The following is a 23,089-nucleotide window of genomic DNA, read 5'->3' as shown; positions in this document are numbered from 1 at the left end:
AAAAAGACAGAGTCGCCCTACAAAGACTGCGGATTATAGAATAAGAAACATCCAGTCACTCCTATCTGAAAGCGCGGCTGGTTTTCTCTGTAGGCTGAGTGATAATGCGTGAGCTGTTCTTTTCTTTATCTGAGGGCCATACAGCCTATGTGGTACAACGGTTTTCTTGACCTGTCAGCCTGGCAACTGGTGGCGGTCACTCTGTTGATGACCCACGTGACCATCGTTGCGGTCACAGTCTATCTGCATCGCTATTCCGCCCATCGCTCCCTGGAGCTCAATGCCGGTCTTAAACACTTCTTCCGCTTCTGGCTGTGGCTGACCACGGCGCAGAACACCCGCGAGTGGACCGCCATCCACCGCAAGCACCACGCCAAGTGCGAAACGGTCGACGACCCGCACAGCCCCGTCATCAAAGGCTTGTCCACCGTGATGCGCAAAGGCGCCGAGCTGTACCGCGCCGAGGCCGAAAACCCCGAGACCCTGCGCATCTACGGCAAGAACTGCCCGGATGACTGGATCGAACGCAAAATCTACACCCCCTATCCGCTGCTGGGCGTGGCGATCATGGGTGTGATCGACCTGCTGCTGTTCGGTACCATCGGCATTACCATCTGGGCCATCCAGATGATGTGGATTCCGTTCTGGGCCGCTGGCGTGATCAATGGCCTGGGGCATGCCGTGGGCTATCGCAACTTCGAATGCCGTGACGCGGCGACCAACCTGGTGCCGTGGGGCATCATCGTTGGCGGCGAAGAGCTGCATAACAACCACCACACCTACCCCAACTCGGCCAAGCTGTCGGTGAAGAAGTGGGAGTTCGACCTGGGCTGGGCCTGGATCAAGGTGTTCAGCTTCCTGCGCCTGGCCAAGGTGCAGCGTGTCGCGCCCATCGCCCACCGCGTGGAAGGCAAGGGCCACCTGGACATGGACACCGCCATGGCGATCCTCAACAACCGCTTCCAGATCATGGCCCAGTACCGCAAGCTGGTGATTGGCCCGTTGGTCAAGCAGGAGCTGGAAAAGGTCGATCACTCGGTGCGTCACCAGTTCCATCGTGCCAAGCGCTTGCTGTCGCGGGAAACCAGCTTGCTCGATGACCGCCATCACCTGCGTATCCAGAACATGCTGGAACACAGCCACGCGCTGAAAGTGATCTACGAAAAGCGCCTGGCGCTGCAGCAGATCTGGCTCAAGACCAGTTCCAATGGCCACGATATGCTGGCGGCCATCAAGGAATGGGTGCATGAAGCCGAGGCCAGCGGCATCCAGTCCCTGCGGGATTTCGCTCACCAATTGAAGACTTATTCGCTGCGTCCTGCGGCAGTCTGATGGTGCGGTGGGAGGGCTTGCTCTCCCACCTACCAGCTTTTTGGCGTCATTTACCGGGCACCGGCAATCGGCACTATTGACGGAACTTCACCGCAATTACCCTCTCTCAATGAACACTTCGCCATCATGGTGGCCCCTTGTAGCGTCCGCTGCTCCAGCCTGCGGCGCGCCCAGAGAGAGTTGTGCCGATGGTTCACGAAAATCCTTATTTGCCCGATCCTCCCACCGCTGAACATCCGCGTCCGGCTGCGGCTGCGACCCTGTTGGCGTTGGTGCATGCCCAGGGTGAAGTCGAGCGGTTGAGCGAGCGGGAACAACTGCTGAGTTCGATGTTGGTGAGTGTCAACGCCGTGCTCTGGGCCATGGATTGGGAAACGCGCCGGGTGCTCTACGTAAGCCCGGCCTACGAGCGCGTGTTCGGACGCTCTGCCGGCCTGCTGCTGGCCGATCATCGGGAATGGCGCAACAGCATTCACCCCGAAGACCTCGACTATGCTGAACACAGCCTCGCCCGCGTGCTGGAACGGGGCGCCGTGGAGGACCGTGAGTACCGCATCATCACCGCTGACGGGCAGATCCGCTGGTTGAGCGACAAATGCTACATCAACCAGCGGGTCGAGCCCGGAGAACCGTTGATCGTGGTGGGCATGGCCGAAGACATCACCGAAAAGAAACAGATGGAGCTGGAGCTGCATCGCCTGGCCACCACCGATGTGCTGACCCAGAGCAGTAACCGCCGGCACTTCTTCGAGTGCGCCAACCTGGCCTTCGACACGGCCTGTGCCAAAGGAGAACCGCTGGCCTTCCTGCTGCTGGACATCGATGACTTCAAAGACGTCAACGACAGCTACGGCCACCTGGAGGGTGATCAAGTGTTGCGGCGTATCGCCGAGAGCGGTCGCGGGGTATTGCGCCGTGGTGATCTGTTCGGACGCATTGGCGGCGAAGAGTTCGCCGCCGTCCTGCCCGGCTGTGCGCCGGAGATGGCCTTGCAAGTGGCTGAGCGGTTGGGCCGGGAGATTCAGGAACTGAGCTTCAGCTATGAGGGCCAGGCGTTCAGCGTGACCATCAGTCAGGGCCTGGCCAGCCTCACCGAGGCAGATTCGACCCTGGACAGCCTGTTCGCCCGCGCCGATGCCGCCATGTACGAGGCCAAACGCTTGGGCAAGAACCGCGTGGTGGCCGGCTGACGCTAAGCCTTGCGGATCCGCGTCAATTCCGCCAACCCGACCCTGAGCAATCGCGCAGTCTTGCTTCTGGCCAGCTCCTCCAAGCCTTCATGCTCAGTCAAACGCGCCATCTGCGCCGCCAGGTTCACTACCAGCGCTTCCCGGGCATACACGCCGCCCTCCAACGCATAAATCGCCGCGATCAACTGGCGCAGTTCCAGTGGCAAACGCCAACGTGTGCGCAGCGCTGAACCATAGGCCGCGCCAAAGGTGTAGAGAGACTCACCAATCGCTTCGTCATCCAGCGCACCACCGCCCTGGCGCCAGTTTTCCAAGCAGCGCAATAGCGCCAGGTCGCCGAGCCGATGGAGGATGCCGGCGCTGTAACAGCGTTCGTGGTCCAGCTCCAACATGCGCGCCAGCCGCCGAGCGTAGTCGGCGGTGTCCAGGGACAATTGCCAGTGGCGCTCGGCATAGGCCACCAAAGCCGGGTCCCCCAGCACCACGTTGTGTTTGAGCGCCAGGCCGAGGATCAGGTTCATGCTTTGCCCCGGCACCAGCTTATGCAGGGCAGCGGGCAAGGTTTGCACGGGTGTGCCGTGATGGCCGGCGCTGTTGGCGGCGGCGATCAGCACGGCGGTGATTTGCGGGTCCATGCGCACCTGGTCCTCCAGGCGCTTGAGATCCAGGCCATCGGGGCCGAGGCTGTGTTGCACGGCGGCCTTCACATCGACTCGCAAGGGTGCGCCATCGGACGCTTCGCGGCGGCACTCCAGGAACACAGGCAAGGTCATGCCGGGCGCCAGCGGCGGAACCTCGCAGTACACTGTTTCGCCTTCGTTGAGCAGCAGGTCTTGCAGGCGCTGGGTCAGGCCTTCCATGTTCAGCGGTTTGGTCAGGTACGCCGTAGGCGCCAGGGGCAAGGCTTCGCGCACGCTGGCGCTGTCATTGCGGCTGCTCAGCAGAATGAACGGCAACGCCGGCGAGCGGCGCTGCTGGCGCACGTTGCGCAGCAGGCTCAGACCATCGACGCCCGGAAGCTCCCAATCGGCCAGGATCAGATCGTAGTTTTTTTCTCGCAGCAACGTCACCGCGTGCTGCCCATCGGCACACACATCCAGCCGCGCGTCGCAGCGCACATTCAACAACACCTGCTTGAGCAGGTCCCGCGACCAGGGGTCCGCCTCGGCAATCAACACGCGGGGTACAGCGGGTAAATCAACAGCAGTCATCCAGCACGCTCCATCGGCAATGCTGCAACCTTAGACAATGCAGACGCCCAGGTACAATGAACACGGCCTGAATGTGCGGCAATGGGCATAAAAAAACCCGCCGAAGCGGGTTTTTTCTGTCGATCAGGTCAATTTCCGCTTACAGCTCGGAGAAGCACTCTTCGATGATCGCCAAGCCTTTGTCCAACTGCTCGTCCGGCGAGGTCAGCGGGACCAGTACGCGCAACACGTTGCCGTAGGTGCCGCAGCTCAACAGGATCAGGCCCTTTTCACGCGCCTTGGCCACCACGGAGGCAACGGCAGCGGCGTTTGGCTTATGGGTGTCGCCGTCGTCAAACAGCTCAACCGCGATCATTGCGCCCAGAGCGCGCACTTCGCCGATCACCGGGTACTTGGCCTGGATCGCTTTCAGACCGGTCACCAGACGCTCGCCGACAGCCTTGCAGCGGTCCAGCAGGTGCTCTTCTTCGAACACTTCCATCACGGCTAGGGCCGCAGCGCAGGCGATCGGGCTACCCGCGTAGGTGCCGCCCAGGCCGCCTGGCGCGATGGCGTCCATGTATTCGGCCTTGCCGCACACACCGGCCAGCGGGAAACCGCCAGCGATGGATTTGGCGAAGGTGGTCAGGTCGGCAGCAACGCCCATCTGCTCCATGGCGAAAAAGGTGCCGGTACGGCCGGCACCGGTTTGCACTTCGTCGGCGATCAGCAGGATGCCGTGCTTGTCGCACAGTTCGCGCAGGCGCTTCATGAAGGATTTGGGCGCGACGTAGAAACCGCCTTCACCCTGCACCGGTTCGATGATGATGGCGGCGATGTCACGCGGCTCGGCATCGTTCTTGAAGATGCGTTCGATGCTGGCGATGGCGTCGTCGTCGCTCACACCGTGCAGTTCGTTCGGGAACAGCGCGCGGAACACGCCACCTGGCATCAGGCCCATGCCTGCCGAGTAAGGCACAACTTTACCGGTGAGGCCCAGGGTCATCATGGTGCGGCCGTGGTAGGCCCCGGTGAAGGCGATCACGCCAGCACGGCCGGTGGCAGCACGGGCGATTTTCACGGCGTTTTCGACAGCTTCGGAACCGGTGGTGACCAGCAGGGTTTTCTTGGCGAAATCACCTGGGACCTTGGCGTTGATTTTCTCGCACAGCTCCACGTAAGGCTCGTAGGCCAGGACCTGGAAGCAGGTGTGAGTCAGCTTGTTCAGTTGCTCGGTCACGGCCGCGATGATTTTCGGGTGCACGTGGCCGGTGTTCAGCACGGCGATACCGCCGGCGAAGTCGATGAACTCGCGACCTTCAACGTCGGTCACGGTGGCGTTCTTCGCGGATTCGGCGAAGATCGGGTGAATCTGGCCAACACCGCGTGGTACAGCGGCTTCGCGGCGCTTCATCAGGGATGCGTTGGTCTTGCTCATAAAGTCCTCATTCGCCACTCATCGGGTGGCGTGGTCCAAGGAATACGTGGCGGGGAGGCAACTATGGCAGCATGCGATGATCGACTGCCACAGCTTTCCCGGCCACTACGAATTACGCGGTGAAACACGCAAAGGGACAGCGCTCTCGTGCCCTCTGCGTTTGCGGCAAACTCGTGCTGGTCAGATGCCCAGGCAGAGGTATTTGATTTCCAGGTAATCCTCGATCCCGTATTTGGAACCTTCACGGCCCAGGCCCGAAGCCTTGATACCGCCGAACGGCGCCACTTCGTTGGAGATCAACCCGGTGTTGACGCCGACCATGCCGTATTCCAGGGCTTCAGCCACACGGAACACACGGCCCAGGTCGCGGGCATAGAAATAAGAGGCCAGGCCGAACTCGGTGTCGTTGGACATCGCGATCACTTCGGCTTCGTCCTTGAAGCGGAACAGCGGTGCCAGCGGACCAAAGGTTTCTTCCTTGGCGACGGCAGCGTCTTTCGGCACGTTGGTGAGGATGGTCGGCTCGAAGAAATTGCCTTCCATCACCTTGCCACCGGCCAGCAACGTGGCGCCTTTTTTCAGGGCGTCGGCGATGTGTTCCTGCACCTTGGCCACGGCTTTTTCGTCGATCAGCGGGCCGGTGGTGGTGCCTTCTTCCAGACCGTTGCCGATCTTCAACTTGGCCACGGCCACTTTGAGTTTTTCGGCAAAGGCGTCGTACACCGAATCCTGGATGTACAGGCGGTTGGCACAGACGCACGTCTGGCCGTTGTTGCGGTACTTGGAGATGATCGCGCCTTCGACGGCCTTATCCAGGTCCGCGTCGTCGAACACGATGAACGGCGCGTTGCCGCCCAGTTCCAGGGAGACTTTCTTGATGTCCTTGGCGCATTCGGCCATCAGCTGGCGACCGATTTCGGTCGAGCCGGTGAAGGACAATTTGCGCACGATCGGGTTGCTGGTCAGCTCGCCGCCGATGTCGCCGGCACTGCCAGTGACCACACTCAGCACGCCTTTCGGGATACCGGCACGGTGCGCCAATTCAACCAGGGCCAGTGCCGAGAACGGCGTTTGCGAAGCAGGCTTGATCACCATGGTGCAACCGGCGGCCAGGGCCGGGCCGGCTTTACGGGTGATCATCGCCGCCGGGAAGTTCCACGGGGTGATCGCAGCGGTCACGCCGATCGGCTGCTTGATCACGATCAGGCGCTTGTCAGGCTGGTGGCCAGGGATCACGTCGCCGTAGATGCGCTTGGCTTCTTCGGCAAACCATTCGATAAAGGAAGCGGCGTAAACGATCTCGCCCTTGGCTTCGGCCAGCGGCTTGCCTTGTTCGAGCGTCATCAGGCGGCCGAGGTCGTCCTGGTTCTCGATCAGCAGTTCGAACCAGCGGCGCAGCTTGTTGGCGCGCTCCTTGGCGGTCAGTGCACGCCAGGCCGGCAGCGCCTTGTCAGCGGCTTCGATAGCGCGGCGGGTTTCAGCGGCGCCCATCTTTGGCACAGTACCGAGAATCTCGCCCGTGGCAGGGTTATTGACCTTGAGGGTCTGACCGTTGTCCGCATCGACCCAAGCGCCATCGATAAAGGCTTGCTGGCGGAACAACTGGGCATCTTTAAGCTGCATGTCGGCTTTCCTTAACAGCACCGCGCGCACGCGGAGCGAATTAGAGTTGTTGAAAGGCGCCTTGTGGGCTGCCGTCAGGGAAATCAGCCCCAGCGCGCAAGAAAAGTGAAGGAGCGCACGGGAGACAGAGCGTTTGAAATCTCAAACGAATCCTAGGATCAATGGGGGTACAGGGCAATAGTCTGTTCGAAAAAAAGAACGAAAACGGCGCATTTAGCAGATTTATCTGATCAGCGTCGCCGAGCCGGGTTCCCCCGCCCTGATCGGTAGCGCCCGGCTTAGGGCCTCTGTACGGCAAATGCCTACACATGAACGCCCAAAGACCAGCATGGACGCCCAAGGTCGACATGGGTATGATGTCGCCCGCACAAGCATCCGTAGCTCAGCTGGATAGAGTACTGCCCTCCGAAGGCAGGGGTCGTGGGTTCGAATCCCGCCGGGTGCACCATATAGCAGTCTCGGGCTGTCTCAGACAGTCTACGAAACATCCCAAGAAGCCCGCCCCGTGCGGGCTTTCTTGTTTCTGGCTATTCGTCCCGTCTCCCCCTCAAAACTCCTTCCGTGTACCCGTATGGCGAGGCGTTTAGGCTGGCAATTCAATGCGTTGTAATTGCTTGGACAACAGATCAGCGCACGCGACGGCCACGTGCATTTTTTGAAGCCTGTACAAGTTGCCATGATCATCAAGGGAGGCTCTCTGGAGCAGGGGCAGCAGCTTATGGCGGGCCGCGCCTGGTGCGCTCATGGCGCTCGACAGATAACGCCTTGGAGTCCATCGCCGCTGCACACTCAGACGGCCTCCTGGTGCTGGATGAAATCGGCATGTGTGACCCGTGCATTTTTGGCGAGACGGTTTACATGCTCGGTAACGGCACCGGCAAGGCCCGGGCGAATGACCGAGGACAAGCGGGCCGACAGGTGCAAGAGTGGCGCCTGCTGTTTCTCTCGACCGGCGAGAAGACGTTGGCGCAGCACATGGCAGACGCAAACAAGGAACTGAAAGCCGGTATGGAGGTGCGCATGCTCGCCGTGCCTGCGGATGCCAGCAAAGGCCTAGGCATGTTCGATGTGCTGAACGGTTTTGAGGATGCTGCTGCCCTCTCCGATGCGCTCAAGGCCCGTGTAGCCAAATACTACGGCACACCCCTCACCGCCTTCCTGCACGCGCTTTGCGCGCCTGGAGAAATGCTCAGGTGGTCGGTGATCGTTCGCCGCACGGTAGAACAGTTCATCACCCAAAACCTGCCCTCGTCAGCCAGTGGGCAAGCCCAACGTGCCGCCCTTCGCTTCGGGCTCGCAGCAGCGGCCGGTGAGTTGGCCACCGCATTCGGCGTCACCAGCTGGCCGGACGGCACAGCCACGACCGCCGCACGTGTGTGTCTGCATGCATGGCTAGCCGAGCGTGGCGGCACCGGAAATTTCGAAGGCGATGCGATTTTGGCGCGGCTGAGACAGGTCATCGAGCGCTTTGGAGAAAGCCGTTTTACCCGCTGGGAATCTGCCGCCGCCAAAATCGATGAGCACGGCCCACGCACGATTGATCGGCTGGGCTTTCGCAAGACGATGGAACACGGCATGGGCGATGCCCTGCACACCACCAACACCTACTACGTGCTGCCGGAAGCATGGCGCTCCGAAATCTTCCGGGGCATGAATCTGAGTGCGGTTAACAAAGAGCTTCTGCGACGAGGTGTTCTAGAGCCTGGAAAGGATGGCAAAGCCTCAACCGCAGTACGACTACCGGGACTGGGCTTACAGCGTTGCTATGTGGTTGTCGCAGTGCCAGAACAAGGTGATCACGGCGCCCAGGCGGCCTAACAAAGGCCGCGCCTTGAGGTATGCAGGCTCACCTTGGCTTGGCCCGCCAGCGAAAAAAACCAACCAACCTTTCGCCTTTAGGAACGCAACATGAACCAGCTAAAACAGCAACAAGCAGCTTTGATTCAAGAACTGGAAACATTGGAAGAAAGCCTGCCACAACTGGAGGCCGAATGGCGCAATGCACCCAGCGGATTCAGTGCGAATGGCAACGTAATTGGAAGCCCTGAAAGCCGCGACGCTATGGAAAAATTATCAAGCGTCAAAGCTCGCATAGATGTGATTCCCGGTGAGCTAGCATCAATTGATCGCAAGCTTCAACACTTGGAGAAGATGGAAAAAATTGGTCAGATCAAAGCTGACGCTATTCAAGCGATGACCGATGCAACCGCTGAAGTCGAAACGCTGGAACGGAAAAAATCGCACCTAAACGACCGGTTTCAGACAATTCAATCAGAAGCCGATCAAGCCCTGGAAAAGGCGCAACAAGCCGAGCGCGACGCTGCAACGTCCTACGCCAAATGCCTCGCAAGCGGTGATGCCGAAGGGGAAAAATCAGCAAGCGGCGAAATGCAAAAGGCAGCTAAGCAACTGGCAACAACGGACGAGCAGGTAAGGAGGCAAGACCTGATCCTCGGTGCTCTGCAAGTCGAGCTTGATGCTCTTGAAGCTCAAATCACGAATGCACGCCAACGTGGAGATGAGTCCAAGACAGCCGCATTGAGCGCGGTCGGATTTACCTTGAACGAGGAATGGAACGCTGCGACCGAGCAACTGCTCGCTGTAGGCTCTCGCATCCTTGCCGTCAGCTACCTCAAGGGCGGAATGGGCGATGCGTTGTCCGGCCTGGTAGTACCGCGCTTTGGCCCGTTCCATTCGAGACTGGAGCGTTCCGATTTGGCATCGGTGGCTCGTAACCTCTCTCTGGAAGAACTACTCGCCGCGTAGCCCCGAATCAGCCCGCCTTAGCGGGCTGATTACCCTAGCAAGCCTTCCATACCACTCGACGCGGATGTAGAACGAGAACTAACATTAAAATTAAAAGCTGAACGGACTCAAACCCGATAGAACGCTCCTCAATACGCAAAAAACAACTCACCGCAATCGGCCAAAAGCGGTCGTTAGGAAGCCTGGAACGACCCATTGCGAACGTACAAACACCAAGTTTGACTCGACAAATATTTTTACTTGTCCGTTTTCCTCAGTGTCTGTTCCATTGATTTCGCCTCTAATCCGGATGAACTCCACGTAATAGGTCCCGCATTTCAGTTACCGCAGGATCGTTTATGCCGAGCCTCCTCAGTTGCTCATAAACACCAAATACATAGTCAGAGCACCGGCCACTAGAGCCCTTGGCACGGAGGGCCAATTGGATAGATGCTTGCGTATCGGTGGTCTGGACTATGTTTTTACCCGTATACAAGGGGACCAGCGCCTGTACCACTCCTGCACCCTCGGCAATAACCTCCAGATTGGAGAGCTTGAAACCCCTACCTTCACGTCGGGCAAGGTAGGCCTCTACATCATCTCTCCTTGCCTCGGAAAACTCGAACGCAATCCCACGACAGTGCGCATTTGCTTCAGACACCAGGTTGAGGGTTGGACACGGGCAATCACGTGTGCCCCAGTTGGCGACAGAAGCTTTATTGAATGCGCGACGATATCCCTTTAATTCAGCTGTAACGCGTTGTATGCAGTCAAATTCTCTCTCCCAAGCATCTGTCATTAGCGATCCGAACCCGAAAACCCACATGGCAGCTCCATTTTTTTGGTTTTTTCGCTTAACTGAACACAGCCTTTGGCTTGGCCTTTTCCCAGTCCTTGCGAGCCTTGCTGTAGTCCGACTTAATGCTGTCGAACTGAGAAAATTCATTAGCCAAGACTTCAGCCGTGAGTGGCACTTCATGGAAATCTTCAGAGTGTGAATGCGCGTCAATGTAACGGGACAGTGTGACCATTCTCTCGTGCACACGGAGGGCTATCGCCTCATCAAAGAAAACTTGATTCAACGTGAACGTAATATTCTCTCGCCACCGACGTACGACGTTATTAAACAGCTTCTTCTGGATGAAATCCTCATAGCCGGTTCTCAGGCTTCCACAGGCTTTTTCCAAAGCATCGCGCTGCGGGGCGCCAGTCAGCGCGCGCGCGGCATCGTAGTGTTTTTTCGCTCGGTCATACGCAGCGCCTTCGTAATGCTCGTGTGGAAAAGCCAATCGATCTATCGCGCCTGGAGCATCGTTGTCATCACGCCAAACTGTGCGCCCGGCAAATGAAACACCTTTATCCTCCGCAGCAGTTGCGAGGTAATTCGTAAATAGAATGTCATGAGTGAACACAATGACCTGACGGCGTGTGGCCTCATCCACTAGGCGTTGGGCGATGAGTTCCTTACGTACATGGTCCATGGATGTAACCGGATCATCGAAGATGACGCCGGCACACGTGCCATTGAGCTCGATTTCCGTCAGAAAATCTGCCAATGCCGCGGCGGTCTGCTCCCCCTCACTCAGCACACGGGAAGGGTCAACACCAGCCGTACCTGCGTTGCTGATCTCGATCTTTCGATCTGTGGTGCCTGCATCTCCGGCAAAGCGGAACTGCACGGGCAACTCCAGCTTTAACGCATTACAGTTCTCCGTAAACCGAGCGATAAAACCTTGCGCAACCAACGTCGTAGCAAGGGCTTTTTGCTTACTTGTTACATCACGCTGAATGGCTGAGAAGCCTCGTATGCATGGCGTTGCCTTACTCAGCCATTGGAGGCTCTCGACCGCTGCCGCAACCTCATCGTATTGGCCAGAAAGTCGATGACGGTCATTCAGAAGTTGTTGCTCTAACAAAAGAGCATCAATCAAAGCCTTGGGGTCACTTTCGCGCAGTTGTTCGTTGTCCCGTTTCAAGCGTTCGACTAAAGTGCTGATTCGCTCTGAAACAGAGTCATACTCCAGCAGGGAACACATCGGGTCGCAGAAGTTTGTTACAGACCGGTCCAAAGACTCAATGAGATGCCGGTAGCCTTCCACATGGGCCGCGATATCAGCTTCCAACACCACGTCGAGCTCCAGCAGCGCACGCCGCGCAGCGCTGTCCTGAGCGAAGAACGTAGTACTAACCGTGCTTACATCCGAGCCATGAGCCTTCATTTCGTCTCGGGCGCTGGTAAGCTGCATTTCTAAGTCGCTAGTGACCATTTTATAGAATCGCCCCAAACGATCTGCGCTCGCCACATCAAGCACCTGCTGACACAACACACAGCGCGCGCCCTCAGCTTGGGGAGGGAACGCATCGCCTGGATAGGCTTCGACGTTGTATGCGATCGCAGCGGATAAAAGATCTCGCCACACCTTAGTCCCTATGGGCTGTATAGGCTCTTCGGCGAACTGAGCTGCGGACAATGCCGCTCCCTTTTCGGTGAGTTCACCAATCCGCTTAGCTGTTTCGCCAATTTTGGTCAACGTGGCCGGTTTTACACCGACAGACAGCGCAGCAATACTCGCATTGACAGTATCCAGATCAACAATACGTTGCTCGTTTTTTTTGACGATTTCCTTAGGATCCGTTGTTCTAAGCTCAGTCAATTGCGGCTCGATAGCCAGTAATCTAGCGGCTTCGACATCGCCAAACACCGCAAACGTTTTCAGCTGGATCAAATCAGTTTGCGCGGTAAGCGTCGCCAAGGCATTGGCTACATCTGACGTGCTGTCCTGGATGGCGAATTTATCCAGCACCGGCGTCCGATTGGTGATTTCGTCGCGAAGTTTTGTTTGTAATTTGCCAAACGCTGTAACCATTCGAGGGAAAACGTCGAACAGGTACGGCATGACTTGAAATACGTTACGATCATCAAGGTGTACACGAATACAGGTCGAATCGAAAACGGAAAAACCATCACGCAATCGAGGACATGCCTCTTGATGTACAAAGTTGACGTTTGAACCATCATCAAAATGGAAGGTAGCTGTAGGTTTCGGATGTGTTCCCTTCGCTAGCCTTACGTCGCCCAGGATCCCTGTTTCTTTGGATCGAGTGAAGCATGCAGACTTCAATACACGAGCATAACCAGACTTCCCGGCGCCATTGGGACCATAGATCACAGTGAGCTTTGGTCCGAAGCTCAATGTTTCACCAACAGCTAGGGCATTGACGCCTGTTACCGTCCCGATGGAGTTCAAGGTGCTGACCGCCTTCGACGTGGCGACCTCGAGCTGCGGTAGCGTCATGTCCCAAGTGGCACGAACAGCGGCTGGCACACTAAGACCTTGGTCGATTAGGTACTCGGAAAAGACGGCATCTAGTGACTCATCGCTGAGCTCATCTGATGCCACCAACTGGCTTAACAAAAAGGCCTGCCAAGGAGAAAGTGTTTTCCCCCAATCAGACAGCGCATCGAAGATATTGAATACGGGCTGCGTCATAGGGTGTCTCTCGATAGCGAAACAGAGGATAAATGCCGCAAGGAACTAGCCTTATGGGTACTCACGCGCGGCAGCTCAATCGCTCACAGCATAGTTGAGCAAAAATATTGTGGTGGCCTAAAAATCAGAAAAGGTGGAGTAAATTTTTTTAGTACTTTTCAAAAAACGTCGCCATACAGCTAGGTTCCGGAAAAGCGCTCACAATACGGAAAATCGGTGCGTGCAGATTTTTCTAGATTTGCTGTAACTTTTTACAAAGACGAAAATCACCAACCGAGGTAGATAGGCAGCGACTTAACTCCAGCCTGCTACCTAAAACGTAACGATATGGAATCACGGCTTTATGAATATCGAAATTGAGTGTCGCAAGTGTAGAAAGCTAGTAACAAAAGACTCAATATTGCGTGAGCATGTCAGACCTCGATTCCTTGACCCCAAAAATCCTAGCGGATGGATCAAGGTGTGCAGAGAGTGCAGCCAATTAGAAGCAGAGCATCAATATCTAGAATATAAAACATATGCCATATCAAAGAACAAAGAACCATACAAAAACTTTCTAGAAAGCATTTATGAATTAAATGCGATGCTCGACATTCGACTACCCGACAAAAAACTCAGCTTGACAATGGCAAGGATCTTATATGCAACAGCCATTACAGCAATGGAAACGTATCTTTCGGACACCTTTATCAATCGCGTTGTAAATAACGGAGTTTATCTACGGCGTTGCGTGGAAACGGATTTAGAGTTCAGGAATAGAAAACTTGATTTAACTGACATCTTTAAGAGAAAAGAAACCCTGCAGGGCGAAGTTCAAGAATACCTGGCCGGAGTACTATTTCACAACCTTGCGAAAGTCCGTCTAATGTATAAAAGCGTACTTAGCATAGAGTTCCCGGGAGATATGAAACCGCTATTTAAAGCTGTCAAAACCCGACACGACATTGTGCACAGAGGAGGTAAAGACAAGTCAGGAGATATAACTTCAATAGAGCAAGAAGAAGTTAAGTCCTTAATCACCACCCTAAAGGCATTTGTAAAGACAATAGAGGAACAACTCTCTAATACCGCAGCAGAACCTAGCTTTGGATCCACCGAGGACCTATAGGCAAGATCAGAATAAATTACGGCCTCGTATCTTAGAAGAATTATACTACGCAGGCCATTCCCAGTTTTTATAATGCGCAAAAACCTCCGACAGCTCACCGGGAGCTAAGTGGTCCACTATATTTTCATGATACGAGTGAATTTTATGGGCACGCTGCGTGCTGAAAACTGCAGGACTGTAAGGATCAAACTTTCCAAATGGGGCCAGTTCTACTATATCCGTGTTTATAGTTTTGAGCCATGATACAAGTATGGCTTTAGCCCCCGTTTGCTCTACAAACGTTCGAGCAGCTTCGAGCGAATATCCCCTCGTGCAAATATCATCAATAATAAGAACCGACTTACCTTTGCCAAGTGGTGGACTTTTATATCTGACATTAGGTGTTCTCAGCGGAGCTTTATTAAGCACAATGGTATTGAGCTGATTAAGGTGATCAAGAGGCATACCCCGATTACGGGCAGTCTGAGACTTCTGCGCTGTAGTGTGACGCACTATAAGATCTGGGAGATAGTTCTTTCTAAAGCATTTACCAAAAATGGCCATCGCATCGTTCATCACCTCATTCCCCGAGCCTGCTTTATGACCTGGGTATACCGTGATGTAATTGATGCGGTTGTGAATCCCGCTAAAATAAAGGCTTGATACTATCGCTCCGACCCAGAAATCAGGATGACCAAGACCTTGCTTGGCGGCTTTCCTAGCATCTTCGGAATATAGAGTATACTCCGCCTTCATAGTACTGAAAGGGGCGAGCGCATAGTATTCAAAATTACCATCATGTATTTCATGACACCATAAATGGTCTCTAAAACAAAAGGTATCAATAAATCTAGCAATATCTTTAGGCGCGTCAAACTCAAATCCATAGTCGGTCTTGTTGGCATACCACGTAGCCCTCAGAAACAACAGACCTCCATTTACTGCGGTCTGCATATCGCTTTCAGACGCACCAATATACAAGACCTCGTTACTCTTCCAGCCCATCAAATTTAGAACATATTCAGTTGCTTCAGCACGAGGCTTTGCAGGTATTCTGCTGTCAGCCGAACGGCACAAATAAGTAAACTCACCCCAAACCTCCTTGAGTGCGTCTACTAGCAGCCGAGAGCCATCGCCTACCGTCCAGCGCCGATTTGTCATGACAACGAACTGCGTACCGGTAATTTTTAAATACTTTATAAGCCTTGTTACTTCCGAAAAAACCAAGGCATCTCCAACCCCCTGCCGAACAAGTACATCTTCAACACTTAGAATCACACCTTTTAGTTTAGGCATAAACTGCATCCCTGCTTAAAGTTCAAGACCTAACTGACCGTTGGGCTCAATAGCTAGTTTTGTGCATTTTTCAGGCAGCGACGAAATACTGCTCAAAAACTCTGGAATTTCTAAAGGCATTTCGTAATCGCTTGCTGCATAGCTATTTCTGGAAAATTCTATTTCAGGGCGCGATTCTAAGGTTTTCGGCAAATATATATTAATTATTTTCTTATTATATTTTGCGGCAAACCCTACAGTATGTGCCGTCCCACTTTTAATCTTCCACTCCACAGGAATTAGAATATCAGAAAGTGCGGCTTGTATTCGATTACGCCTCACAAAATTTTCGCCACTGTAACTTTGAGTAGGCAAGTATTCCGTTACCACTGCACCACCGCCTTCAAGAATCAGCTTCCTAATCGGCTCAGAGCCTTTCGGGTAGCTTTCTTTTATCCCTGTGCCTAAGACAGCTATCGTTGGTAGCTCATATTTTATGGATTCGAGATGAGCTAGTTGATCTATCCCAAGTGCTAAACCGCTAACCGTAGAAAAGCTAGACCTGTGCAAAGCGGCAAGAATTAGCCTTGTAAGAAACATACCTTCTTCGGTAGGCTTCCTTGTCCCCACAATTGCAATAGACTGTGTATCAAGTATGGCTAAATTACCCTGCACGAAGAGCCATTGTGGTGCGTCATGAATATTCTTTAGCTTCGCAGGGAAACGGTCTTCATCTTTAAATATCAGAACGATATTATCTTTCGCAAGTTCCTCGATTATTTTTATGCCGCGCTGCCATAGCTTTTTCTTGATTTCTGCCAGGGGAGTAACCGATCCTTCTTCTAACTTTACATATTTTTCAAGATTGGATTTGAACGTGCTTTTGAAACCCACTTTAGACGTAGCAAGTTGGTGCAGCGTCCAAAAGCCGACACCCTTCAGCGTGGTTAAGGCGAGGAAAGCTATTCTCTCGTTTTTCCAAAAAATGCGTTGGTCTAATGCCACGTTTGGCGCCCTGTTGGATGGTGACGTTCTTCCTTGAGCCTACCTTATCATGGCCAAAGGCTAGAAGAGGGGCTCTTAAAGGCTTCTAAGGGGGACGGGTAGGTGTTTGATACTAGCAGTCCTCTAGCTGCGCTGCCTCTGCCCATGACGCCCAAATGGGCAAGCAGATTACCAAGTGCGGAAAGGTCAGCCTCGGATCGATTACGGACTGCGACAACGGACCGGTATTGGTCGGAAGCGTGCCCCGCGCAGATAAGCACCAATACTGGAACCTGCCTGTTCAAGCATCGCCGTCAGATGTAACACCTTTGCAGCTTGTAACACTTCCTTGTGGTCCTCGCGCCCTGAGGTAAAACCACAAAAAAAAAGCATATTAATCAATAAGATACTCGATAACTCAACATGAGTAACACCTGTCACACCTTTTAGCCCCTGGCCCCATGCGTTGATAAACCTTCAGCGATGCTGGTTACGACAATGCATCTCTAATTCAAATAGTCCGGGGCCCCTGTGGCTTTTCTTCCAGTACGGGGAAGGAAACCCGCGTGATCGTGTCAGCGGAAAGGTGCCCAGCTTAGTGAACAGGTGAACTGCTGTTCACCAGTGCATTTGCCCTATGAATCGTAAAGCCGCTGGGGACCCTGGGCATTTCGGATAGACACGGGGCATAGAACCCGCCGGATCTCGTTAGTGGCTGGGCTCCAAAGTTAGTTGACCGGTTGACTGAGTTGACCAAGCCATCCGTTCATAATCCTGAACAAAACCGAGGACCGTTACCGTTCCGGTAAGGATCTCCTTTTTTCTTCAAGATCCTTTCAATTTCAACGATTGAAATTTCAGTAACTTCCAGCACCTCCCACTAACTCAGTCCCGCGGGTTTCATGCCCCGTGTGAAGCTGAAGCTCTCAGGGTCCCCAGCGTGATTTCCTCTCATCGAAAGGCGGAGCCCGCGAATTTCGCTTGGTAGGCTCGAGCGCAACGCGCCTGCCCACAACGCCCGGATGCTGACTTTAGCGTTACACGCAGGGGCAGCGTTACATCGGGGGTACGCTATGTCGCTCAACTGTGTAACAGGCCTGAAGGCCAATGAAGCCGGGCGTTTGGTGAAGGGCGTTACACTCGTAACACCGGTTACACCAGTTTTGGAGGGGGGCTGGATATGTGCTCTCATACTGCCTTTCCAAATTGGCCCTACACCACATTGTTGGCCTCTGGCCGGATTCAACCGGTCGGCGCAACAGATTGGCTGAATCGTTCAGCGGGGCATTTTCAAGCATTCACAACGATGCAAAAAAGCAGCTTGATATCGGTAGTTTCGTTTTGGAGTTCGTGTTCATTTTGCGACAGGGTCATGGAGGCTTTGGCCCAGCTATACGCCTCTGATGAAGAAAGCGCTGACGTGTCAGTGGTGCCTTGGTGCATGTCTGAATGTCCCAACCTGTCGTCTGGGTAGAGTAACCATCCCTCCCACCCCATCAGGATGGCGCCGGTTGCCTCCAGGAGTTGCAAAGCTGTAATCGCGTGAGGATAAGGAAGAACCAGTTCGCTTTGAGATACTGATAGCCGTTGCAAGTCAGCTAGGGTCATCGGGATATCCTTGTGTCATGCGTTCGGTTTTGGGTGTTGAGCCTGATTAGCTTAAGAGAAAAGTCCTAGCCGGCTGAGCGCGTATACAGACTATCAATGCATCAACGATTTGGTGTTGCTTTGCCCCACGGGGATGCCACGAAAAAGTGGCCAGAAGGAAGCGCCGTGTATGCCCACGTGTATGCCTAACCGAAGCACCACCAAGCAGACCCAATGAATACTGGCCTCTTACTGTCCAGTTCAAACGACGCCGGGCCACCAGATATAACAAGAAAGCCCCAGCTCAAAACACCTGGGCCTTTCTTTCAGTCGACGGCTTAACGTTTCCGCAACGCCTCCAACAACGCCGGCAAGTCTTCCTCAGGAAAACGCTGATGCAACGCCAGCAGCTTCTCATCCGCTGCCTTGCTTTGCCCTGCCGCACGCAGGTTCACAATCTCCTGCAACCCCTCCTCCAACGAAGGTAACGCCAGCGGCGCGCGCTTGCTGAGTTTGGTGCTCGACTCGTCCGCCATTGAGCCCATGACTTGCGCACTCTCGGCCTTGGGCGCGATGGCCAGTCGGGCCACGGGGGCAGGGGCGGACATCGATGGCGGGGCTGGACGTGCGGCTTGCTCTTGAGGTGCGGAGAAGGTCGCGGTGGAGATTTCGGGTTGCGGCACGGGCGAGCGCATCACTACGCCGATCATCAGTGCCACGCCTGCGACGGTGGCGAATGCCATTTGCCAGCGTGGCCGTTGGCAGGCTTGCAGCCAGTGTTGCCACAGGTTCGGCTGCGGCGCAGGGGCTTCGCGGCGGGCGGCGTTGAGGATGAAGGCGTCGAGGGACGCGGGCGGTTCGCCGGTGCTGTGTTGACGGAAATGCTGGAGCAGCACGTCGTCGGGGTCCGGGGTGTGTCGGGAGTCGGTCATGCGGGTATCTCCTCGGCCAGCAGGCGGCGCAGTTTCTGCTGGGCGTAACGCAGGCGGCTTTTGACGGTTTCCAGCGGGGTGCCGGTGAGGGCGGCGATTTGCGGCACTTCGAGGTCGCCGTGCAGGCGCAGCAGGAAGACTTCGCGCTGGTCTTCGGGCAGGCCTTGCAGCGCTGCATCGAGGCGGGCCTGGTCGCGGCTCAGGCTCAGTTGCTGCTCGGGGCCGGCGCTGTCGTCGGCCTGGGCGTGCAATTGCTCGTCGTAGCTGTCGTGCAGCGGGTTGTGGATGCCGTGCTTGCGCCAATGGTCGATCAGGCGGTTGCGGGCGATCTGGAACAGCCATGTGCGAAAACTCGCCCGGCCTTGTGGCTGGGTGGCGCTGCGGATCAGGCTGAGCCAGGTTTCCTGGTAGATTTCCTCGGCCAGTTCGGCCTTGTTGCTCAGGGATACGAGGAATCGGTACAGGCCCTGGCGGTGCCGCGCATACAGGGCTTCGAACGCGGCACTGTCGCCGGTTCGGTAGCGGGCCAGTAGCGCTTCGTCGCTGGGTGAATCATCGGGTACGGCCATGTAGGTGGCGAACTCCTTTCGATGGATCAATGCAGATGACCTGTGGGAGCCGGGCTTGCCCGCGATGCAGAGGCTTCGGTGTTTCAGTCACACCGCAATGATGCTATCGCAGGCAAGCCAGCTCCCACATTGGATCGTCGTTGCATGGGCAATCAGTGTTTGAGGCTTTGGGCCAGTTCCACCAGTTGTACGAACTCATTGCGCAGGCCGAACGGGTCATTGCCTCGGGCCGAGCGGGCCAGTGCAGCGGTGTCCTGCAGGCTCATGCTACCAGTGTAGCGGCCATCGCCCTTGAGCTGTTGGGCGAAGGCAGCGACGGCGGCGGCGAAACGCAGGTCTTCACTGGCCTTGCCCGAAACAGTGCTGATGGGCCGCTCGATCAACTGGCTGTCACCTCCCGCAGCAGGCTTGTAGCGCACACGCAGCATCGCGAGCTCAGCGGATTTTTCCTCAGGCGCCGGCACGGCCGCGTAACGCAAAGGCTCCAACCACCCTTTCTCGCCCTTCGGCACAATTTCGTACAACGCCGTTACCGTATGCCCTGCACCGATCTCACCCGCGTCGACCTTGTCGTTGTTGAAATCCTCACGCTTCAAGGCGCGGTTTTCATAGCCGAGCAGGCGATATTCGCTGACGCGTGCGGGGTTGAATTCCACCTGCAGTTTCACATCCCGAGCCACGACCGCCAGGGTCGAACTGAGTTGGTCCACCAACACTTTGCGCGCTTCACGCAGGGTGTCGATGTAGGCGTAGTTACCGTCGCCCGCGTCGGCCAGTTGTTCCATCAGGTGTTCGTTGTAGTTATCCACACCGAAGCCCAGGGTGGTGAGAGACACGCCACTTTTACGCTGCTCTGCGGCCATCTGCTTGAGGCTGTCGAAGTCGCTTATGCCCACGTTGAAGTCACCGTCGGTGGCCAGCAGGATGCGATTGATGCCCTTGTCGATAAAGCCTTCGCGGGCCATCTGGTAGGCGAGTTCGATGCCGGACGCGCCCGCCGTGGAGCCGCCGGCAGTGAGTTGGTCGATGGCGTTGCGGATCTTCTGCTTGTCACGACCCGAGGTAGGCTTGAGCACCACCCGGGATTCACCGGCATACACCACCAACGAAACACGGTCCTGTTCACGCAACTGGTCCACCAGCAATTTCAGCGTGCTTTTGACCAGCGGCAAGCCTTCGCGGCGGTCCATGGAGCCGGACACGTCCACCAGGAACACCAGGTTGGCCGGCGCCAACTCTGCCACGGCGCGGTCGGAGGCCTTGATGCCGATGCGCAGCAACTGGGTGCGAGGGTTCCACGGTGTGGCGGCCACTTCGGTGGTCACGCCAAAGGGCGAGCCGTCGGTGGGCAGTGCGTAGCTGTAGGGAAAATAGTTGACCATTTCCTCCAGACGCACAGCGCCTTCGGGCGGCAGGCTGCCTTGGTTGAGGAAGCGTCTTACGTTGGCGTAGCTGCCGGTGTCGACATCCACGCTGAAGGTTGAAACCGGCGTTTCAGCCACGCGATGCACCGGGTTGTCCGGCAGGTTTTCGTATTGTTCGCGGGGTTCGCTGCGGTATTCCATCGCGATGGAATCCTGCATCACCCTTTGTGCGCTCATGGGCGCAGGCATGGGCATGCGTTTAACCAATGCGCCTTGTACGGGGATACTTTGCAGCGCGGAGACCGGCGCAGCTTCGGCAGGCTCGGCCGCATCATGGGAAGAGGACAGGCCACAACCGGCCAGCGTCACCAGCAAGGTAACGGCAAAGCCCTGGGCAGCAGGACGCAGGAAGAGCAGAGGACGGGACATGGGCTGAACCTCGTGAATGAATGATCCGTTCACAAGGTCAGACGCGAGAGGCTGGCTGTTCGGGTTAAACCGTTCGGCGGGACAGGAAAACCTGCCCCGCCGAACCGCTCAATCAGTCAGTACCGTATTTCGGGTTACGTGGACCGTACAGGATCCCCGCACGCTGACCCGGCGACAGCAGGCGCGCACTGGTGATACCGGCAATCGGATGCGCCGCATCGGTGGAGCTGTTGATCACTTGCTTGACCGCCGCAGTGATCAGCATGCCGATGAGGCCGCCGCCGTTGTTGTTGCCTTCCTCGCTGGACGCATGCGCCGAGCCGGTCCACAGGGTGGTGCCGGTGCGCAGGTCGACCAGTTTGGCCGAGGCCGTCACGGAGGTGTCGCTGGAGATCAGCATGTACTTGGTGCCGTAATTGGTAACGGTGATGTACAACGCCGAATCCGCGCCGAAGATGTCATGCAGCTTGGCCGGTGGCACCGCCTGGATATCGTTGGCGGTGGTCAGGCCGTTCTGGCGGAAGGTTTCGTCCACCAGGGCGATCGGCAACACGTAGTAGCCAGCTTCGGCCAGCGGGTAGGTCACTTGCGAGACCATGCTGTAGGACGCCTGCACTTCCGGCGACTCATTGATCGGCGGCAGGACCAGGATCGACTTTGGTCGTGCCTGTTTGTATGCCGTGTAATCAATGGTCTTGGGGGCTGCGCAACCGCCGAGCAGGGCCAGGGCCAGCAAGGCGCCCGTGAGTTTCAACAGGCTCATTTAGTGGCGACTCCGGTCTTGGCGTTCTTCAGCAAAAAGTCCATGTACGAGGCAGACTCAGGGAACAGCGCCTTCTCGGTGCGGAATTCCTGCACCATCTGGTCATCCTTGCCCAGACTCAGGTACAGCATGCCCAGGTGGGCGTGGTAACCCGGCGGGGCCTTACGGCCACTGGCGTTGATCTTCTGCAGGTCCCGCTCCAGCGCCTCGACCTGCGCTTCCTTGGGCTCGCCCTTGAAGTATTCGTAAACCTGCGGCTGATAACTTTCCCATTGATACAACGGCTGGGGCGCCGTCTGGCACCCGGCGACCGTCGCCACTGCTGTCAGCATCAGCGCCAACTTGACTGCCTTGCTCATCCTTGTACTGCTCCTTGAAGTGCTGCTTGAGGTGCTGCTGATCAGTTGCGTGGGTTCCAGGCGCCAGCGTTGATGCCGTCGACAAGGCGGTTGATGGCTTCACGCATGGCCAGGTCGAGGACCTTGCCATTGAGGGTGGAGTCGTAGCTGGCGGTGCCGCCGAAACCGATCACTTCACGGTTGGACAGCGCGTATTCACCGGCGCCCTGGGTGGAATACACCACTTCGGAGGTGCTGATGTTGACGATGTTCAACGCGACTTTGGCGTAAGCCACTTGGGTCTTGCCACGCCCGAGGATGCCGAACAGCTGGCGGTCGCCGGTTTCTTTGCGGCCAAACTCGGTCACGTCGCCGGTCACGACGTAGTCAGCGCCCTTGAGCTTCTGCACAGTGCCTTTGATCGCGGCTTCCTGGGAGATCTCGCCCATGTTGTCGCGGTCCAGCACGCTGAAGCGGTTGGTCTGCTGCAGGTGGGTGATCAGGATGGTCTTGGCCTGGCCACCGAGGCGGTCAACGCCGTCGGAGAAGATGCCGCGCATGTAGCTGGAGCGGTTGTCGAACTTACCGACTGCAATCGGTACCCGCACACCGGAATAGGCGACGTTGGCGCTGGCGACTTGTTCCACCGGCATGGCGCGATTGCTCTCCGTGGCGCAACCGGCCACGGTCAGCAGCGCTGCGGCGGTGAGGCCGGACAGCAGGATTTTGGACAGTGTTTTCACAGGGTGCTC

18 protein-coding genes, 1 tRNA gene and 1 pseudogene are annotated in these 23,089 nt (G+C 56.2%); 6 read left to right on the top strand and 14 right to left on the bottom strand.

Annotated features, from left to right (window positions below; translation table 11 throughout):
* Nucleotides 1-147 precede the first annotated feature (147 nt).
* Entirely contained in the window at nucleotides 148-1,332 is a 1,185-nt protein-coding gene (gene desA, locus AC4PS7_RS18320) for a delta-9 fatty acid desaturase DesA (RefSeq protein WP_010214171.1), read from the top strand.
* A gap of 188 nt (nucleotides 1,333-1,520) precedes the next feature.
* Nucleotides 1,521-2,522, top strand: a complete 1,002-nt coding sequence (locus AC4PS7_RS18315; protein ID WP_010214174.1) for a GGDEF domain-containing protein — start codon at nucleotides 1,521-1,523, stop codon at nucleotides 2,520-2,522.
* Between the two features lie 2 nt (nucleotides 2,523-2,524).
* Here AC4PS7_RS18315 and AC4PS7_RS18310 read toward each other — a convergent pair whose 3' ends face one another.
* The 3 genes from AC4PS7_RS18310 to gabD all read right to left on the bottom strand — a co-directional run bounded on the left by AC4PS7_RS18310 (nucleotide 2,525) and on the right by gabD (nucleotide 6,773).
* Nucleotides 2,525-3,733: an HDOD domain-containing protein gene (locus AC4PS7_RS18310; RefSeq protein ID WP_305378092.1), complete on the bottom strand. Its 1,209-nt coding sequence runs from the start codon at nucleotides 3,731-3,733 to the stop codon at nucleotides 2,525-2,527.
* A gap of 139 nt (nucleotides 3,734-3,872) precedes the next feature.
* Nucleotides 3,873-5,150 carry a 4-aminobutyrate--2-oxoglutarate transaminase gene (gene gabT / locus AC4PS7_RS18305; protein WP_021491636.1) on the bottom strand — a complete coding sequence of 426 codons (1,278 nt, stop codon included), beginning with the start codon at nucleotides 5,148-5,150 and terminating at the stop codon, nucleotides 3,873-3,875.
* Nucleotides 5,151-5,330: 180 nt separating this feature from the next.
* Complete coding sequence (gene gabD / locus AC4PS7_RS18300; protein WP_010214182.1) at nucleotides 5,331-6,773, bottom strand: NADP-dependent succinate-semialdehyde dehydrogenase; 1,443 nt, start codon at nucleotides 6,771-6,773, stop codon at nucleotides 5,331-5,333.
* A 371-nt stretch (nucleotides 6,774-7,144) separates the two neighbouring features.
* On the opposite strand from gabD, the gene AC4PS7_RS18295 reads away from it, so the two are divergent.
* From AC4PS7_RS18295 to AC4PS7_RS18285, 3 genes and pseudogenes are all read left to right on the top strand, one after another.
* Nucleotides 7,145-7,221: transfer RNA gene (locus tag AC4PS7_RS18295), tRNA-Arg, on the top strand.
* Nucleotides 7,222-7,481: 260 nt separating this feature from the next.
* Nucleotides 7,482-8,591, top strand: a pseudogene (locus tag AC4PS7_RS18290) (DUF927 domain-containing protein); the annotation flags it as partial.
* A gap of 90 nt (nucleotides 8,592-8,681) precedes the next feature.
* The gene (locus tag AC4PS7_RS18285; RefSeq protein ID WP_492179671.1) at nucleotides 8,682-9,539 is read left to right on the top strand and encodes a hypothetical protein; all 858 of its coding nucleotides are present in this window, start codon (nucleotides 8,682-8,684) and stop codon (nucleotides 9,537-9,539) included.
* 280 nt (nucleotides 9,540-9,819) lie between these two features.
* Here AC4PS7_RS18285 and AC4PS7_RS18280 read toward each other — a convergent pair whose 3' ends face one another.
* Nucleotides 9,820-10,344, bottom strand: a complete 525-nt coding sequence (locus AC4PS7_RS18280) for a gamma-glutamylcyclotransferase (RefSeq protein WP_492179670.1) — start codon at nucleotides 10,342-10,344, stop codon at nucleotides 9,820-9,822.
* Between the two features lie 28 nt (nucleotides 10,345-10,372).
* Nucleotides 10,373-13,009, bottom strand: coding sequence for an AAA family ATPase (locus tag AC4PS7_RS18275; RefSeq protein WP_492179669.1), 2,637 nt, complete (start codon nucleotides 13,007-13,009; stop codon nucleotides 10,373-10,375).
* Between the two features lie 343 nt (nucleotides 13,010-13,352).
* On the opposite strand from AC4PS7_RS18275, the gene AC4PS7_RS18270 reads away from it, so the two are divergent.
* Complete coding sequence (locus AC4PS7_RS18270) at nucleotides 13,353-14,117, top strand: hypothetical protein (protein ID WP_492179668.1); 765 nt, start codon at nucleotides 13,353-13,355, stop codon at nucleotides 14,115-14,117.
* Between the two features lie 45 nt (nucleotides 14,118-14,162).
* On the opposite strand, the gene AC4PS7_RS18265 is transcribed toward AC4PS7_RS18270, so the two are convergent.
* The 9 genes from AC4PS7_RS18265 to AC4PS7_RS18225 form a co-directional block, all read right to left on the bottom strand.
* Nucleotides 14,163-15,392: a hypothetical protein gene (locus AC4PS7_RS18265; protein WP_492179667.1), complete on the bottom strand. Its 1,230-nt coding sequence runs from the start codon at nucleotides 15,390-15,392 to the stop codon at nucleotides 14,163-14,165.
* A 15-nt stretch (nucleotides 15,393-15,407) separates the two neighbouring features.
* On the bottom strand, nucleotides 15,408-16,376 hold the full coding sequence (locus AC4PS7_RS18260) for a DNA-processing protein DprA (protein WP_492179666.1): 969 nt from the start codon (nucleotides 16,374-16,376) through the stop codon (nucleotides 15,408-15,410).
* Nucleotides 16,377-17,645: 1,269 nt separating this feature from the next.
* Nucleotides 17,646-17,963: a hypothetical protein gene (locus tag AC4PS7_RS18255; protein ID WP_457242612.1), complete on the bottom strand. Its 318-nt coding sequence runs from the start codon at nucleotides 17,961-17,963 to the stop codon at nucleotides 17,646-17,648.
* Nucleotides 17,964-18,280: 317 nt separating this feature from the next.
* Entirely contained in the window at nucleotides 18,281-18,874 is a 594-nt protein-coding gene (locus tag AC4PS7_RS18250; protein ID WP_492179665.1) for a hypothetical protein, read from the bottom strand.
* On the bottom strand, nucleotides 18,871-19,443 hold the full coding sequence (locus AC4PS7_RS18245) for an RNA polymerase sigma factor (protein WP_010214223.1): 573 nt from the start codon (nucleotides 19,441-19,443) through the stop codon (nucleotides 18,871-18,873). Before AC4PS7_RS18245 ends, AC4PS7_RS18250 begins: the two co-directional genes overlap by 4 nt.
* Before the next feature lie 152 nt (nucleotides 19,444-19,595).
* The gene (locus tag AC4PS7_RS18240) at nucleotides 19,596-21,236 is read right to left on the bottom strand and encodes a VWA domain-containing protein (protein WP_183703051.1); all 1,641 of its coding nucleotides are present in this window, start codon (nucleotides 21,234-21,236) and stop codon (nucleotides 19,596-19,598) included.
* A 112-nt stretch (nucleotides 21,237-21,348) separates the two neighbouring features.
* On the bottom strand, nucleotides 21,349-21,999 hold the full coding sequence (locus AC4PS7_RS18235; protein ID WP_010214226.1) for a DUF799 domain-containing protein: 651 nt from the start codon (nucleotides 21,997-21,999) through the stop codon (nucleotides 21,349-21,351).
* Nucleotides 21,996-22,358 carry a DUF4810 domain-containing protein gene (locus AC4PS7_RS18230; RefSeq protein WP_010214227.1) on the bottom strand — a complete coding sequence of 121 codons (363 nt, stop codon included), beginning with the start codon at nucleotides 22,356-22,358 and terminating at the stop codon, nucleotides 21,996-21,998. The genes AC4PS7_RS18235 and AC4PS7_RS18230 overlap by 4 nt, the downstream gene beginning before the upstream one ends.
* Before the next feature lie 41 nt (nucleotides 22,359-22,399).
* Nucleotides 22,400-23,080: a CsgG/HfaB family protein gene (locus tag AC4PS7_RS18225; RefSeq protein ID WP_010214228.1), complete on the bottom strand. Its 681-nt coding sequence runs from the start codon at nucleotides 23,078-23,080 to the stop codon at nucleotides 22,400-22,402.
* Nucleotides 23,081-23,089: the final 9 nt, after the last annotated feature.

This window comes from Pseudomonas sp. DW-iso3 (assembly GCF_058725305.1).
Note: the sequence above shows the minus strand (reverse complement) of the source record. Positions and strands in the feature narration are given on the sequence as shown.

Coding starts and splice junctions, on each gene's coding strand:
- desA (WP_010214171.1), top strand. CDS start 148: ATGTGGTACAACGGTTTTCTTGACCTGTCAGCCTGGCAACTGGTGGCG.
- AC4PS7_RS18265 (WP_492179667.1), bottom strand. CDS start 15,392: ATGCCTAAACTAAAAGGTGTGATTCTAAGTGTTGAAGATGTACTTGTT.
- AC4PS7_RS18245 (WP_010214223.1), bottom strand. CDS start 19,443: ATGGCCGTACCCGATGATTCACCCAGCGACGAAGCGCTACTGGCCCGC.
- AC4PS7_RS18310 (WP_305378092.1), bottom strand. CDS start 3,733: ATGACTGCTGTTGATTTACCCGCTGTACCCCGCGTGTTGATTGCCGAG.
- gabT (WP_021491636.1), bottom strand. CDS start 5,150: ATGAGCAAGACCAACGCATCCCTGATGAAGCGCCGCGAAGCCGCTGTA.
- AC4PS7_RS18235 (WP_010214226.1), bottom strand. CDS start 21,999: ATGAGCCTGTTGAAACTCACGGGCGCCTTGCTGGCCCTGGCCCTGCTC.
- AC4PS7_RS18230 (WP_010214227.1), bottom strand. CDS start 22,358: ATGAGCAAGGCAGTCAAGTTGGCGCTGATGCTGACAGCAGTGGCGACG.
- AC4PS7_RS18315 (WP_010214174.1), top strand. CDS start 1,521: ATGGTTCACGAAAATCCTTATTTGCCCGATCCTCCCACCGCTGAACAT.
- AC4PS7_RS18275 (WP_492179669.1), bottom strand. CDS start 13,009: ATGACGCAGCCCGTATTCAATATCTTCGATGCGCTGTCTGATTGGGGG.
- AC4PS7_RS18285 (WP_492179671.1), top strand. CDS start 8,682: ATGAACCAGCTAAAACAGCAACAAGCAGCTTTGATTCAAGAACTGGAA.
- AC4PS7_RS18250 (WP_492179665.1), bottom strand. CDS start 18,874: ATGACCGACTCCCGACACACCCCGGACCCCGACGACGTGCTGCTCCAG.
- AC4PS7_RS18240 (WP_183703051.1), bottom strand. CDS start 21,236: ATGTCCCGTCCTCTGCTCTTCCTGCGTCCTGCTGCCCAGGGCTTTGCC.
- AC4PS7_RS18255 (WP_457242612.1), bottom strand. CDS start 17,963: ATGACCCTAGCTGACTTGCAACGGCTATCAGTATCTCAAAGCGAACTG.
- AC4PS7_RS18270 (WP_492179668.1), top strand. CDS start 13,353: ATGAATATCGAAATTGAGTGTCGCAAGTGTAGAAAGCTAGTAACAAAA.
- gabD (WP_010214182.1), bottom strand. CDS start 6,773: ATGCAGCTTAAAGATGCCCAGTTGTTCCGCCAGCAAGCCTTTATCGAT.
- AC4PS7_RS18280 (WP_492179670.1), bottom strand. CDS start 10,344: ATGTGGGTTTTCGGGTTCGGATCGCTAATGACAGATGCTTGGGAGAGA.